We start from the raw sequence: 16233 nt of genomic DNA, 5'->3' as shown, positions 1-16233 counted from the left end.
ATATGGGACAACAAGTATTGAAATCTTCAAATGAAAAAATGGAAAAAGCAGTTGCTGCTTATTCTCGTGAACTAGCAACAGTTCGCGCTGGTCGTGCAAGCTCGTCTGTATTAGATAAGGTACAAGTTGATTACTATGGTGCACCAACACCAGTTGTGCAATTAGCGAACATTACAGTTCCAGAAGCACGTTTACTTGTAATTCAACCTTATGATAAAACTTCTATCGGTGATATCGAAAAAGCAATTTTAAAAGCAGATTTAGGCTTAAACCCTTCTAATGATGGAACTGTAATTCGTATTGCATTCCCTGCATTAACAGAAGAGCGTCGTCGTGATCTTGTTAAAGTTGTGAAAAAATATGCTGAAGAAGCAAAAGTAGCTGTTCGTAACGTACGTCGTGACGGAAATGATGATCTTAAGAAGCTTGAAAAAGCTGGCGAGATTACAGAAGATGATTTAAGAGGATATACTGAAGATATCCAAAAAGAAACAGATAAATATATTGCAAAAGTTGACGAAATCGCAAAAAACAAAGAAAAAGAAATCATGGAAGTGTAATAGCGATAACTTCGCAAATATGACCCTCTTCTTAAGGGGGTCTTTTTACACTTTTAGGCATACGTCTGCTTGTTGGAGGGTATGAATGATGTTTAAAAACTTTCCTTTTTTTAAAGGTAAAAAGGACACATCGTTTGATCATCTCGTTGAAGAAGTGAAAAAAGGATATATCCCAGAACATATTGCCATCATTATGGATGGGAATGGAAGATGGGCAAAGAGGAGAGCAATGCCTCGTATTGCGGGACATCATGAAGGTATGCAAGTTGTAAAGAAAATTACAAAATTTGCAAGTAAACTTAATGTGAAAGTGTTAACTCTTTATGCTTTTTCAACTGAGAACTGGAAAAGACCGAAAAAGGAAGTTGATTATTTAATGAAGCTTCCAGAAGAATTTCTAGGTACATTTTTACCAGAATTGATTGAAGAAAACGTACAAGTCCGAGTAATAGGGCAAAAAGATCGTCTTCCTACGCATACACGCAGAGCGATGGAGAAAGCCATGGAAGATACGAAAGAGAATACGGGATTAATTCTTAATTTCGCGTTAAACTATGGAAGTCGAGATGAAATCGTTTCTGCTGTGCAACATATGATGAAAGATAATGAGGAAGGAAAAATTCGTTCTGAAGAGGTAAGTGAAGAAATGCTTTCCTCCTACTTAATGACGAGTTCTTTACCCGATCCAGAGTTGTTAATCCGAACAAGCGGAGAGCTACGTATTAGTAATTTCATGTTATGGCAAATTGCATATTCGGAGTTTTGGTTTACAGATGTATATTGGCCAGACTTCAAAGAAGAACATTTGCTAAATGCGATTACTGACTTTCAACATAGAGGGCGCAGATTCGGAGGCGTGTAGAAAGAGAGGGTTTGGTAGTGAAACAGAGAATTATTACTGGAGTGGTTGCTGCTGCGCTATTCATTCCCATCGTAATATACGGTGGCGTGCCTTTTACGGTTTTAGTGTATGCACTTGCTTCTATAGGTTTATATGAATTAATTCGTATGAATAAGCTTACGCTTATTTCAGTACCGACAGTTTTAGCTGCAGTATTATTGTGGATTCTTTTAATTCCAAGTAGTGCATCAGAACTGTTTACATGGATTGGATTAGGTAAATTGGAAATCACATTTGTGATTGTTTTATTACTTTTATCATATACAGTCCTTTCTAAGAATACATTTACTTTTGATAATGCTTCATTTTTACTAATGGCAACGACATATGTGGCAATGGGATTCTTATATTTAAATGAAACGAGAATATTAGGAATTAAATATGTGTTTTGTGCATTATTTGTTATATGGGCTACTGATTCAGGCGCATATTTCGTAGGGAAAGCATTGGGCAAGAGAAAATTGTGGCCAGAAATTAGTCCAAATAAAACGATTGAAGGTTCATTAGGCGGCATCGTTTGTGGAATTATTGTGGCACTTGTTTACAACGTGTTCTTCCCAGTCGAATCGAATGTAGTAATTTTAATTGTGCTGACAATTATCATTTCTATTTTTGGACAAATTGGTGATTTAGTACAATCTGCTTTTAAACGTCATTATGGCGTAAAGGATTCAGGTACAATTTTACCTGGGCATGGTGGTATATTAGATCGAACAGATAGTTGGTTATTCGTTTTACCAATTCTCTACTTCTTATTACAATACAATTAATAAATGAACGAGGGGTTGGAGTCATGAAAAACATTAGTTTATTAGGTGCAAGCGGATCAATTGGTACACAAACTTTAGATGTATTACGCTCGCACCCAGACCAATTCCGTCTCGTTGCTTTTTCTGTAGGGAAAAATATTGACTACGCAGTAAAGGTAATTCAAGAATTTTCTCCGCAAATCGTCTCTGTGCAAAGAGAGGAAGATGTTTTAAAATTACAAGCTGTTTCTGGTAATACAAAAATTGTATATGGTAGTGAAGGACTTTTAGAAGTAGCATTACATCCAGATGCGGAGATTGTAGTAAATGCTGTTGTAGGTAGCGTAGGGTTGTTACCGACACTTCGTGCGATTGAGGCGAAAAAAACAATTGGAATTGCAAATAAAGAAACGTTAGTAACTGCAGGACATCTTGTAATGGAAGCAGCACGAAAACATAATGTTTCGTTACTTCCAGTAGATAGTGAACATTCGGCTATTTTTCAATGCTTGAATGGTGAAAATGAAAAAAGAATTTCTCGTCTTATTATAACGGCTTCTGGTGGAAGTTTCCGTGATAAAACGAGAGATGAATTGCATCATGTGACCGTAGAAGATGCGCTTCGACATCCAAACTGGTCAATGGGTTCGAAAATTACAATTGATTCTGCTACAATGATGAATAAGGGACTAGAAGTAATTGAAGCACATTGGCTTTTTGGTATCCCTTATGAGCAAATCGATGTTGTTTTACATAAAGAAAGTATTATCCATTCTATGGTTGAATTTGAAGATCGTAGTGTAATGGCGCAGCTTGGTTCACCTGATATGCGAGTACCAATTCAATACGCACTTACATATCCTGATAGATTGCCTCTTTCAGACACAAAACAGTTAAACTTATGGGAAATAGGGACGTTGCATTTTGAGAAAATGGACCAAGAACGATTCCGTTGTTTACGTTTTGCGTATGAAGCTGGAAAAGCAGGTGGGAGTATGCCAGCTGTAATGAACGCAGCAAATGAAGTAGCTGTTGAAGCTTTTTTACAAAAGAGAATTGGTTTCTTAACAGTGGAAGACCTCATTGAAAAAGCAATGAACCATCACAATGTCATTGCACGTCCGAGCTTAGAGGAAATTCTGGAAATTGATGCAGCCACAAGACGGTTTGTGATGGAACAAATTTAGCAAAGGTGGTTATGGAATTGAATACAGCGATTGCCTTTATATTAATTTTCGGTGCACTCGTATTTTTCCATGAGCTAGGGCATCTATATTTCGCGAAAAGAGCAGGCATTTTATGCCGCGAGTTTGCGATTGGTTTTGGTCCGAAAATATTCTCATTTGAAAAGAATGAAACGGTGTATACGATTCGATTACTGCCTCTTGGTGGCTATGTAAGAATGGCTGGCGAAGATGCAGATACAGTGGAGTTAAAGCCAGGGAAAAAGGTTGGCCTTGTGCTAAATGAAAAAGACGAAGCTGTGAAATTAGTTTTTGATGGATATGAAAAATATCCAAATGTTCGTGTTATTGAAGTCGAACAAGCTGATTTAGAGCATAATCTAACGATTTCAGGCTATGAAGAGTATGAGGAAGAGCTTCAAACATTCCGAGTGAATGAAAAGGCTCGTATCATTACTGCTGGAGAAGAAATCCAAATTGCTCCGTATAACAGGCAATTTGGTTCTAAAAAATTGGGTCAACGCGCTTTAACAATCTTTGCGGGTCCTGCAATGAACTTCATTTTAGCATTTGTTATTTTTGTGATTCTTGGATTTGTACAAGGGGTTCCTATTGACAAACCAATGGTCGGAAAAGTGATGGATAATAGTGCAGCACAGCAAGCTGGCCTGAAAGAGAATGATACAATTCAAGCAATTGATGGGAAAAACACAAGTACATGGAAAGATGTTGTTAATATTGTACGTGAAAACCCGAATAAAGAAATTACGTTACAAGTAAAGCGTGATAATGAACAGTTTAATGTGAAAGTAACGCCAACACTTGATAAAGAAGGAAAAGACGAAGTTGGTAGAATTGGTGTTTATTCTCCTGTAGAGAAAACAGTAATGGGTTCTATTAAATCAGGATTTGAACAAACGTACCAATGGACGAAACTAATTTTTGAATCTCTTGTGAAATTAGTAACTGGTCAATTTTCTATTAATGAGTTGTCAGGTCCAGTAGGAATTTATAATCTAACAGATCAAGTTGTAGATTATGGATTTACGCGTGTACTAAGTTTAGCGGCAGTTCTAAGCATTAATCTTGGTTTATTTAATTTATTACCAGTTCCTGCTTTAGATGGTGGCCGTTTATTCTTCTTCTTAATTGAAGCGTTACGAGGGAAACCAATTGACCGTCAAAAAGAAGGAATGGTTCATTTTATTGGTTTTGCATTATTAATGTTATTAATGTTAGTTGTAACATGGAATGACATTCGTAAGTTTTTCTTGTAAAATAGAATGAAACTAATAATGAAATAGAGCTCGTAGAATAAAATCCCTCACCTAATTCGAGGTGAGGGGTTTTACTGCGTGTAAGAGTAAAATGAAGAGGTGCAAATAAATGAAACAAAGTATGGTATTCAGTCCTACATTACGTGAAGTTCCAGCTGATGCTGAAATTAAGAGTCATCAATTATTACTTCGCGCAGGTTTTATGCGTCAAAATGCTTCTGGTATTTATAGTTTTCTACCATTTGGATTAAAAGTATTACACAAAGTAGAACGTATCGTTCGAGAAGAAATGGAGCGTGCAGGAGCTGTAGAATTATTAATGCCAGCTATGCAAGCTGCAGAATTATGGCAAGAATCAGGTCGTTGGTATTCATACGGATCTGAATTAATGCGTATGAAAGATCGTAACGCTCGTGAATTCGCATTAGGAGCGACACATGAGGAAGTAATTACGGATCTTGTGCGTGATGAAGTGAAATCATATAAAAAATTACCGTTAACATTATATCAAATTCAAACAAAATTCCGTGATGAGCAAAGACCTCGTTTCGGTTTATTACGTGGAAGAGAGTTTCTAATGAAAGATGCATACTCTTTCCATGCTACACAAGAGAGCTTAGATGAAGTATACGATCGCTTATATAAAGCATACTCTAACATTTTTGCTCGTTGTGGCTTGAATTACCGTGCAGTTATTGCTGATTCTGGGGCAATGGGCGGAAAAGATACACATGAATTTATGGTATTATCTGATGTTGGTGAAGATACAATTGCATACTCTGACACATCTGATTATGCAGCAAACATCGAAATGGCTCCTGTTGTAGATACGTATACGAAGAGTGACGAAGCAGAAAAAGCTCTTGAAAAAGTAGCAACACCAGACCAAAAAGCAATCGAAGAAGTATCTGCATTCTTAAACATTGCAGCTGACAAGTGCATTAAGTCTATGGTATTTAAAGTAGATGAGAAATTAGTAGTTGTACTTGTTCGTGGTGATCACGAAGTAAACGATGTGAAAGTGAAAAATGTATACGGCGCTTCAGTTGTTGAGCTTGCTTCTCATGAAGAAGTAAAAGAATTATTAAATTGTGAAATTGGTTCATTAGGACCGATTGGTGTAACAGGTGATATTGAAATTATTGCTGATCACGCTGTAGCATCAATTGTTAACGGATGTTCAGGAGCGAACGAAGAAGGATTCCATTATGTAAATGTAAATCCAGAACGTGACTTTAAAGTAAGTCAATATACAGATTTACGCTTCATTCAAGAAGGAGACCAATCTCCAGATGGGAACGGAACAATTCTTTTCGCACGCGGAATTGAAGTTGGTCATGTATTCAAATTAGGAACTCGTTATAGTGAAGCAATGAACGCAACATTCCTAGATGAAAACGGAAAAACACAACCACTTATTATGGGTTGTTACGGTATCGGTGTATCTCGTACAGTGGCAGCAATTGCAGAGCAGTTTAACGATGAGAACGGCTTAGTTTGGCCAAAAGCTGTAGCACCGTTCCATGTGCATGTAATTCCAGTAAATATGAAATCTGATGCACAACGTGAAATGGGTGAAAATATCTACAACTCATTACAAGAACAAGGCTATGAAGTGTTATTAGACGATCGTGCAGAACGTGCAGGTGTTAAGTTTGCAGATGCAGATTTATTCGGTCTTCCAGTTCGCGTTACAGTTGGTAAAAAAGCAGACGAAGGTATTGTAGAAGTGAAAGTACGTGCTACAGGTGAGTCTGAAGAAGTAAAAGTAGAAGAACTTCAAACATATATTGCAAATATTTTAAAATAAGAAGAGGTACCTCGTAATGGGGTACCTTCTCTTTCTTTGTAAACGTATTTTGTAAAAGAAGAAGGAAGAAATCTTTCTTTGTAGTACGTTTCAATTTATAATAGCAAATGGAAGGAGAGTGCTTATGTCTTTAACAAATGAACAACAAGAGCGATTTCAAATTTTGCTCCAGCAGTTGCAAATACCAGACGACCTTATAAATCAATATTTACAAGGCGGTGGTATTGAAAGACTCGTTATTGATAAAGCGAATAAAAGTTGGCATTTTGATTTACAAGTGCCACGTATTTTGCCTACAGAATTATATGAATTGCTAGAAACAAAGCTTAAGCAATCATTTTCTCATATTGCAAGAACAACATTTGCATTAGAAACAGAGAATAAACAATTTACAGAAGAAGAAGTAAGGGCGTATTGGCCACTTTGTACGGAACGAATTACATTTTCACCCATGTTCGCGTACTTAAAGAAGCAACTTCCGCAGGTGAATGGAGTGAAGTTGCTAATAAATGTGAATAATGAGCTGGAGTCTACTGCTTTAAAGAAAAACGTTGCGAAACCAGTGGGGGATCAATACGAAGTTTTTGGATTCCCGCGTTTCCAGTTAGACACACATATACAGCAAAATGCAGAAGAAATGCAAAAGTTTCGTGAGCAAACTCAGCAAGAAGACCGCGAGCGTGTTATACAAGCTATGGAAGAAATGGCGAAGAAGCAAGCTGAAGAAAGTAGCGTTGTGTATGAAGGACCGATTACACTCGGGTATCTTATTAAGCCGGATGAAGAGATTACACCGATGCGAGAAATTCAAGATGAAGAACGAAGAAAAACGGTTCAAGGATATGTCTTCCATGTAGAGACAAAAGAGCTTCGTAGTGGCCGTACGTTATTAACTTTAAAAATAACAGATTATACGGATTCTATTATGATTAAAATGTTCTCACGTGACAAAGAAGATATTCCAATGCTGCAATCCTTGAAAAAAGGAATGTGGGTGAAAGCACGTGGTTCTGTTCAAAACGATACATTCGTTCGAGATTTAGTAATGATTGCAAATGATATTAATGAAATAACAGGGCCGTCTCGTAAAGATAAAGCGCCAGAAGGTGAAAAGCGTGTAGAACTTCATCTGCACACTCCGATGAGCCAAATGGATGCTGTTACTCCTGTTTCTAGGCTTGTTGCCCAAGCAGGTAAATGGGGACATGAAGCTATTGCGGTTACAGACCATGCTGTGGCTCAGTCGTTTCCAGAGGCATATTCTGCGGGAAAAAAAGCTGGAGTTAAAGTTATATACGGTGTAGAAGCGAATTTAGTTAATGATGGTGTACCGATAGCATATAACGAAGCGCATCGTTTACTTGCGGAGGAAACGTATGTTGTTTTCGACGTTGAGACGACAGGTTTATCAGCTGTATACGATACAGTCATTGAGTTGGCTGCCGTAAAAGTAAAGGGTGGCGAAATCATTGATCGCTTTGAATCTTTCGCAAATCCACATCAACCATTATCAGCGACGATTATTGAATTAACAGGTATTACAGATGATATGTTAACTGATGCGCCAGAAGTGGACGAAGTGTTTAAAAAGTTTGAAGAATGGATGGGTGACCATACACTTGTTGCCCATAACGCAAGCTTTGATATGGGCTTTATTAATGTAGGTTTTAAAAAGGCTGGGATAGAAAAAACGAATAACCCAGTTATTGATACGTTAGAACTTGCACGATTCTTATTCCCGGAAATGAAAAATCATCGATTAAATACGATGTGTAAAAAACTTGATATTGAATTAACGCAACATCACCGTGCGATTTATGATACAGAAGCGACGGGATATTTGCTTGTGAAAATGTTGAAAGATGTAATTGAAAAGGGATTTGAATATCACGATCAATTGAATGATAGCATGGGACAAGGGGATGCGTATAAGCGTGGCCGTCCAAGTCATATGACGTTACTTGCCACATCAGATGTTGGGTTGAAAAATTTATATAAACTTGTTTCATATTCTCACCTTAATTACTTTTACCGTGTACCACGAGTACCGAGGTCACTATTAAAAAAATACCGTGAAGGAATTTTAGTAGGGACGGCTTGTGATAAAGGTGAAGTATTTGAGGCGATGATGCAAAAAGCTCCTGAAGAGGTAGAAGAAATTGCACAGTTCTATGATTACATTGAAGTAATGCCTCCAGAGGTGTTGCGTCATTTAGTAGAGCGTGAACTCGTTCGAGATGAAGGACAGTTAAAAACAATTATCTCTAACTTAGTAAAACTAGGTGAGACATTAGATAAACCAGTTGTCGCTACAGGGAACGTGCATTACTTAGATCCAGAAGATGCAATGTATCGTAAAATTTTAGTTAGTTCACAGGGCGGGGCAAATCCGTTAAATCGACATTCATTACCGCCAGTACATTTCCGTACAACTGATGAAATGCTAGAGTGTTTTTCATTTTTAGGTGAGGACAAAGCGAAAGAAGTTGTTGTAACGAATACACAAAAGGTTGCGTCATTAATTGGTGATGTTCGTCCGGTAAAAGATGATCTATATACACCTAAAATTGAGGGTGCCGATGATGAAACACGTGATATGAGTTATAAAATGGCACGCAGTATATATGGTGAAGAACTACCAGAAATTGTAGAGGCTCGCTTAGAAAAAGAATTGAAAAGTATTATTGGACATGGATTTGCCGTTATTTATTTAATCTCACATAAGCTTGTGAAAAAATCGTTAGTCGACGGATATCTAGTAGGTTCGCGTGGTTCAGTAGGTTCATCGTTCGTTGCAACGATGATGGAAATTACAGAAGTAAACCCATTACCACCACACTATGTCTGTCCAAAATGCAAGCAATCTGAATTCTTTAATGATGGTTCGGTAGGCTCTGGTTTCGACTTACCAGATAAAGATTGTCCGACATGTAATGTGGCATATGTAAAAGATGGACATGATATCCCATTCGAAACGTTCCTTGGATTCAAAGGAGATAAGGTACCCGATATCGATTTGAACTTCTCCGGGGAATACCAACCACGTGCCCATAACTATACGAAAGTACTGTTCGGTGAAGATTATGTATACCGTGCTGGAACGATTGGTACAGTTGCGGAAAAAACAGCTTATGGATATGTAAAAGGTTATGCAAATGATCACAATTTAACAATTCGAAATGCAGAGATTGATCGCTTAGTAGCGGGATGTACAGGGGTAAAACGTACAACTGGACAGCATCCAGGTGGTATTATCGTTGTGCCAGATTACATGGATATCTTTGATTTCTCACCAATACAGTTTCCTGCTGATTCAATTGGTGCTGAGTGGAGAACAACGCATTTTGACTTCCACTCGATTCATGATAATTTATTGAAACTTGATATACTAGGACACGATGATCCGACCGTTATTCGTATGTTACAAGATTTAAGTGGTATTGATCCGAAAACAATCCCAACGGATGATCCAGAGGTAATGAAAATTTTCTCTGGTCCAGAAACGTTAGGGGTGACGGAAGAACAAATTAACTGTAAAACAGGTACACTTGGTATCCCAGAATTCGGTACGAAATTCGTAAGACAGATGTTAGAAGAGACAAAACCAACGACATTCTCAGAATTGGTCCAAATATCTGGGCTGTCACATGGTACTGACGTATGGCTGGGTAATGCAAATGAGTTAATTTATAACGGTACATGTACGCTGAGTGAAGTTATCGGTTGTCGTGATGACATCATGGTATATTTAATCTATCAAGGTTTAGATCCATCATTAGCCTTCAAAATCATGGAGTCGGTTCGTAAAGGTAAAGGTGTACCGGAAGAATGGGAAGATGACATGAAAGGTAATAATGTACCAGGTTGGTATATTGATTCATGTAAGAAGATTAAATACATGTTCCCTAAAGCCCATGCGGCTGCTTACGTACTTATGGCTGTGCGTATCGCATACTTTAAAGTACATTTTGCACTTTTATTCTATGCGGCATATTTTACAGTTCGTGCAGATGATTTTGACGTAGAGGCGATGGCGAAAGGTTCAGCATCCATACGTGTGAAAATTGATGAAATTGCTCAAAAAGGATTGGATGCAGCGCCGAAAGAGAAGAGTTTATTAACAGTACTAGAAATGACACTGGAAATGTGTGAGCGTGGATATTCATTCCAAAAGGTCGATTTATACCGCTCGCATGCAACTGAGTTTATTATTGATGGGGATACTTTAATTCCTCCATTTAATGCAGTGCCTGGTCTTGGTACGAACGCAGCCTTAAGTATTGTGGAAGCGCGTAAAAATGGAGACTTCTTATCAAAAGAAGACTTACAGCAGCGGAGTAAGGTTTCGAAAACAATTATTGAGTATTTAGATAGCCAAGGTTGTTTAGGAGATTTGCCGGATCAAAACCAATTATCACTGTTCTAATAGGTAGGAAAAGTCTTTGCAAATCAATATTTGCTATGGTATACTATAAACCGAGATAACCATGTCATGTATATTTTGTGAAAAAGAGAGTGGGGAAACCCACTCTTTCGTGTTACTATCTACATTTTATTCATGTAGATAGTAAAGACATTTCTGTCGTATATACATATTTTGTTACAAGTTTTACTTCTTAAATTTGGTAATACTAAGACAGATATTCCCTGCTTAACGGCAGGGGCTTTTGTTAGCTAACGAGAAAGAATAAGATAGACCGTCTTATGAACGGGATCTTTTCTTGTAAATGGTACATGGCGGCAGGAAGGAGGCTGTTTATGGATAAGAAAGTCACAGAAGTTGTAGAAGCATTTGCGCAGCCAATCGTTGAAGAGTTAAATCTTGAACTTGTAGATGTAGAGTATGTGAAAGAAGGACAAGACTGGTTCTTACGCGTATTCATCGATTCTGAAAAGGGAGTCGACATTGAAGAATGCGGTGCGGTAAGTGAACGTTTAAGCGAAGCTTTAGATAAAGAGGATCCAATTCCTCACCTTTACTTTTTGGATGTATCATCTCCTGGAGCAGAACGCCCATTAAAGAAAGAGAAAGACTTCCAGCAAGCGGTAGGAAAACAAGTGGCAATTAAAACATATGAGCCGATTGATGGCGAAAAGATGTTTGAAGGAAAGTTACTTTCCTACGACGGTACTACAATTACACTACTATTAACAATTAAAACACGTAAAAAAGAAATCCAAATTCCAATGGATAAAGTTGCAAATGCGCGACTTGCTGTTACGTTTTAGTAAGAAGGGGGATCTTCATGAGCACTGAGTTGTTAGATGCTTTGCTCGTATTAGAGTCAGAAAAAGGTATTAGTAAAGATATTATTATTGATGCGATTGAAGCAGCGTTAATCTCTGCTTATAAACGCAATTTTAACCAAGCACAAAACGTTCGTGTGAGCTTTAACCCAGAAGTGGGAACAATTCAAGTTTTAGCACGTAAGGACGTTGTTGATAATGTGTTTGATCCACGTCTTGAAATCTCTGTAGAAGAGGCAAGACAAATTAATCCAAACTACCAAGATGGCGACGTACTAGAAATTGAAGTAACGCCAAAAGATTTTGGTCGTATTGCAGCGCAAACTGCAAAACAAGTTGTAACACAACGAGTTCGTGAAGCAGAACGTGGTGTTATTTACTCAGAATTTAGTGATCGTGAAGAAGACATTATGGTTGGTATTGTACAACGCCAAGATGCTCGTTTCATCTACGTAAGCTTAGGTAAAGTAGAAGCTTTATTACCTGTAAGTGAGCAAATGCCAAATGAGCAATATAAGCCACATGATCGTATTCGCGTATTTATTACAAAAGTAGAAAAGACAACAAAAGGACCACAAATTTACGTATCACGTACACATCCTGGTCTTTTAAAACGTTTATTCGAAATGGAAGTTCCAGAAATTTATGATGGAACTGTAGAAATTCGCTCTGTAGCGCGCGAAGCAGGAGATCGTTCTAAAATCTCTGTGCATGCAGAAAACATTGATGTTGATCCAGTTGGTTCTTGCGTAGGACCGAAAGGACAACGTGTACAACGTGTTGTAGATGAACTAAAAGGTGAAAAGATTGACATCGTTCGCTGGTCAAATGATCCAGTTGAATATGTTGCAAATGCTTTAAGCCCATCACAAGTTGTTAAAGTACTTGTAGATGAAGATGAAAAAGCAACAACTGTTGTGGTTCCAGACCACCAGCTATCATTAGCTATCGGTAAGCGTGGACAAAATGCGCGTCTTGCAGCTAAATTAACAGGCTGGAAAATCGATATTAAAAGCGAGTCTGATGCGAAACAACTTGGAATTGTAACAGAAGAAGATAGCGTAATCGCATTCGGATTCGATTCAGTTGAAGACGAAATCGAATAGAGGTGATGAGTATGAGCAATCGAAAAGTTCCGTTACGAAAATGTATCGCGACGCAAGAGATGAAATCAAAACGAGAGCTCGTTCGCATTGTTCGTTCCAAAGAGGGCGAAGTGTCTATTGATTTATCTGGAAAAAAATCAGGACGAGGTGCATATTTGTCAAAAGATAAAGAATGCATTATGCAAGCCCAAAAGAAAAACATTTTGGAACATCATCTAAAAGCGAAAATCGACAGTTCTCTGTACGAAGAGCTTCTTGAGCTTGTTGAGAAGGAGTCGAAATAAGTGTCCGATTGGAAATCGTTTTTAGGACTAGCAAATCGCGCTCGAAAAATCATTTCGGGTGAAGAACTCGTTTTAAAGGAAGTACGAAGTGGTAAAGCAAAGCTCGTATTGCTTTCTGAAGATGCGTCAGCGAACACTACTAAACGTATCACTGATAAAACGACGTACTACAACGTACCAATGAAAAAAGTCGAAAATCGACAACAATTAGGGCATGCGATTGGGAGAGACGAGCGAGTCGTTGTAGCTGTGTTAGATGAAGGCTTTGCGAAAAAGCTACGTAGCATGCTCGATACAAATTACCGGGGGTGAAGGTATGAGTAAAATTCGAGTACATGAATATGCAAAAAAAAATAATATCTCAAGTAAAGATCTTATGACAAAACTTAAAGAGATGAATATCGAGGTTTCGAATCATATGACAATGTTAGAAGATGAAGTAGTAAACAAATTAGATAATGAATATAACACTGGAGCGGAAAAACCTTCTGTTGCAGATGAGTTTGAAGTAGAAGAGAAAGTTGTTCGCAGTAAAAAGAACAGCAACAAGAAAAAGAAAAAAGGCAAAGGAAATGAAGACAAACGTCAAGATAACTTTGCTGGAAGACAACAAACGCAAATAGTAGAAACACCAGATAAAATTACTTTCTCTGGAAGCCTTACAGTAGGTGAACTTGCTAAAAAGTTAAGCAAAGAGCCATCTGAAATTATTAAAAAGCTCTTCATGCTAGGAATTATGGCGACAATTAACCAAGATTTAGATAAAGATACAATTGAGTTAATTGCTACTGATTACGGTATTGAAGTAGAAGAAGAAATAGTTGTAAGTGAAACTGAGTTTGAAACATTCATTGATGAGCAAGATGATGAAGAAAACTTAAAAGAGCGTCCAGCTGTTGTTACGATTATGGGACACGTTGACCATGGTAAAACAACATTACTTGACTCTATTCGTAATTCAAAAGTAACTGCTGGCGAAGCGGGTGGAATTACTCAACATATCGGTGCATACCAAGTTGAAGTAAATGATAAGAAAATTACATTCTTAGATACGCCTGGTCACGCGGCATTTACAACGATGCGTGCTCGTGGTGCGCAAGTAACTGATATTACAATCCTTGTTGTTGCAGCTGATGATGGTGTTATGCCACAAACAGTTGAAGCGATTAGCCATGCAAAAGCAGCTGGAGTACCAATTATTGTTGCTGTGAATAAAATGGATAAACCAGCGGCGAATCCTGATCGTGTAATGCAAGAATTAACAGAATATGAATTAGTTCCAGAAGCTTGGGGCGGAGATACAATTTTCGTACCAATTTCTGCAATCCAAGGCGAGGGAATTGACAACTTGCTAGAGATGATTCTTCTTGTAAGTGAAGTAGAAGAATATAAAGCAAACCCAAATCGTTATGCAACGGGTACTGTAATTGAAGCACAGCTTGATAAAGGTAAAGGAACTATCGCGACATTATTAGTTCAAAACGGTACACTTCGAGTTGGAGATCCAATCGTTGTTGGAACTTCATTCGGGCGTGTTCGTGCAATGGTAAGTGATATTGGTCGTCGTGTAAAAGTTGCTGGTCCATCAACTCCTGTTGAAATTACAGGTTTAAATGAAGTACCACAGGCTGGAGATCGTTTCATGGCATTCGCTGATGAGAAGAAAGCTCGTCAAATCGGTGAATCACGTGCACAAGAAGCGTTAGTTGCACAACGTGGTGAGAAATCTAAATTAAGCCTTGAAGATTTATTCCAACAAATCCAAGAGAGCGATGTAAAAGAAATCAACTTAATCGTAAAAGCAGACGTACAAGGTTCTGTTGAAGCGATGGCAGCGTCACTTCGTAAAATTGATGTTGAAGGCGTAAAAGTTAAAATCATTCACACTGGTGTAGGTGCGATTACAGAATCTGATATTATTTTAGCTTCTGCATCTAATGCAATTGTAATTGGATTTAACGTACGTCCGGATGTGAACGCGAAGCGTACAGCTGAATTAGAGAACGTTGATGTTCGCTTACACCGTATTATCTACAAAGTAATCGAAGAAATTGAATTAGCAATGCAAGGTATGCTGGATCCAGAATTCGAAGAAAAAGTAATCGGTCAAGCGGAAGTTCGTCAAACATTCAAGGTAACAAAAGTTGGAACAATCGCAGGTTGTTACGTAATTGACGGTAAAATTACACGCGATAGTGGCGTTCGTATTATCCGCGATGGTATCGTAATTTTCGAAGGACAACTTGATACGTTAAAACGTTTCAAAGACGACGTAAAAGAAGTTGCACAAAACTATGAGTGTGGTATTACAATTGAGAGATATAATGACCTTAAAGAAGGGGACATCATTGAAGCATACGTTATGGAAGAAGTGAAGCGATGATTGTCGCTTCACTCTCATTCGAGTGTATGATTTACGATGTGCATTCTTTAAAAGAGAAACGGGCAATTTTGCAACGAGTGCTAACTCGTGTGAAACAGCGCTATAATGTAGCTGTTTCTGAAGTTGGGCATCAAGATGTATGGCAACGTACAGAAATTGCGATTGTCTCCGTATCCTCAAATCGTGTTATCTGTGAAAAAGAAATGAATCGTGTACTGGAGTACATCGATTCATTTCCTGAAATTGAACGTACGATAACACAATTGGAATGGTATTGAATGAGGTGAAGAGTTATGAAATTACGTGCAAACCGTGTAGGCGAGCAAATGAAAAAAGAATTAGGCGACATCATTAGTCGTAAAATTAAAGACCCACGTATCGGATTTGTTACAGTAACAGATGTACAAGTGAGTGGTGATTTGCAAATTGCCAAAGTATATATTTCTGTTTTAGGTGACGAAGAACAGAAAGAAAATACGTTAAAAGGTTTAGCGAAGGCAAAAGGCTTTATTCGTTCAGAAATTGGCCAACGTATTCGTCTTCGTAAAACACCGGAAATTACCTTTGAGTTTGATGAGTCTATCGGATATGGTCATCGAATTGATACACTTTTACATGAAATTAATAAAGACGGTAAACGTGAAGAATAATGGATAGACATTTGTCTATCCATTTTTTCAATGCAAAATAAGTTTTGGATATTTACTACGAAAGAATTATGATGAGGTGAAC

General features: G+C 37.9%; 14 protein-coding genes. All 14 read left to right on the top strand.

Going from position 1 to position 16233, the window contains the following annotated elements; genetic code table 11:
* Positions 1-2: 2 nt before the first annotated feature.
* Complete coding sequence (gene frr / locus RT27_RS24435) at positions 3-560, top strand: ribosome recycling factor (RefSeq protein ID WP_000531505.1); 558 nt, start codon at positions 3-5, stop codon at positions 558-560.
* 85 nt (positions 561-645) lie between these two features.
* Positions 646-1422 (top strand): isoprenyl transferase, encoded by a 777-nt coding sequence (gene uppS, locus RT27_RS24430; RefSeq protein WP_000971296.1) that lies wholly within the window; start codon positions 646-648, stop codon positions 1420-1422.
* 17 nt (positions 1423-1439) lie between these two features.
* Complete coding sequence (gene cdsA / locus RT27_RS24425) at positions 1440-2231, top strand: phosphatidate cytidylyltransferase (protein WP_000813592.1); 792 nt, start codon at positions 1440-1442, stop codon at positions 2229-2231.
* Between the two features lie 23 nt (positions 2232-2254).
* Entirely contained in the window at positions 2255-3397 is a 1143-nt protein-coding gene (gene dxr, locus RT27_RS24420; RefSeq protein ID WP_000790358.1) for a 1-deoxy-D-xylulose-5-phosphate reductoisomerase, read from the top strand.
* 17 nt (positions 3398-3414) lie between these two features.
* On the top strand, positions 3415-4671 hold the full coding sequence (rseP, locus tag RT27_RS24415; RefSeq protein WP_016080533.1) for an RIP metalloprotease RseP: 1257 nt from the start codon (positions 3415-3417) through the stop codon (positions 4669-4671).
* A gap of 109 nt (positions 4672-4780) precedes the next feature.
* Entirely contained in the window at positions 4781-6481 is a 1701-nt protein-coding gene (locus RT27_RS24410; protein WP_043937866.1) for a proline--tRNA ligase, read from the top strand.
* Positions 6482-6605: 124 nt separating this feature from the next.
* Positions 6606-10907 carry a PolC-type DNA polymerase III gene (locus RT27_RS24405; RefSeq protein WP_029443115.1) on the top strand — a complete coding sequence of 1434 codons (4302 nt, stop codon included), beginning with the start codon at positions 6606-6608 and terminating at the stop codon, positions 10905-10907.
* A 332-nt stretch (positions 10908-11239) separates the two neighbouring features.
* Entirely contained in the window at positions 11240-11710 is a 471-nt protein-coding gene (rimP, locus tag RT27_RS24400) for a ribosome maturation factor RimP (RefSeq protein ID WP_000359095.1), read from the top strand.
* 17 nt (positions 11711-11727) lie between these two features.
* Positions 11728-12834, top strand: a complete 1107-nt coding sequence (gene nusA / locus RT27_RS24395) for a transcription termination factor NusA (protein WP_000102598.1) — start codon at positions 11728-11730, stop codon at positions 12832-12834.
* Between the two features lie 11 nt (positions 12835-12845).
* A complete protein-coding gene (locus RT27_RS24390) occupies positions 12846-13118 on the top strand; it encodes a YlxR family protein (protein WP_000071125.1) in 273 nt (90 codons plus the stop codon).
* Positions 13119-13430, top strand: coding sequence for a YlxQ family RNA-binding protein (locus tag RT27_RS24385; protein WP_001286522.1), 312 nt, complete (start codon positions 13119-13121; stop codon positions 13428-13430).
* Positions 13431-13434: 4 nt separating this feature from the next.
* A complete protein-coding gene (gene infB, locus RT27_RS24380; RefSeq protein ID WP_016080536.1) occupies positions 13435-15501 on the top strand; it encodes a translation initiation factor IF-2 in 2067 nt (688 codons plus the stop codon).
* Positions 15498-15779, top strand: a complete 282-nt coding sequence (locus tag RT27_RS24375; RefSeq protein ID WP_000634349.1) for a DUF503 family protein — start codon at positions 15498-15500, stop codon at positions 15777-15779. The genes infB and RT27_RS24375 overlap by 4 nt, the downstream gene beginning before the upstream one ends.
* 15 nt (positions 15780-15794) lie before the next feature.
* Positions 15795-16151, top strand: a complete 357-nt coding sequence (gene rbfA / locus RT27_RS24370; protein ID WP_000776437.1) for a 30S ribosome-binding factor RbfA — start codon at positions 15795-15797, stop codon at positions 16149-16151.
* The last annotated feature ends 82 nt before the right edge of the window (positions 16152-16233 follow it).

Origin of the sequence: Bacillus sp. L_1B0_5, assembly GCF_000836715.1 — a bacterium.
GTDB classification, from domain to species: Bacteria; Bacillota; Bacilli; order Bacillales; family Bacillaceae_G; genus Bacillus_A; species Bacillus_A thuringiensis_S.
This window is presented reverse-complemented; position numbering and strand designations above follow the sequence as displayed.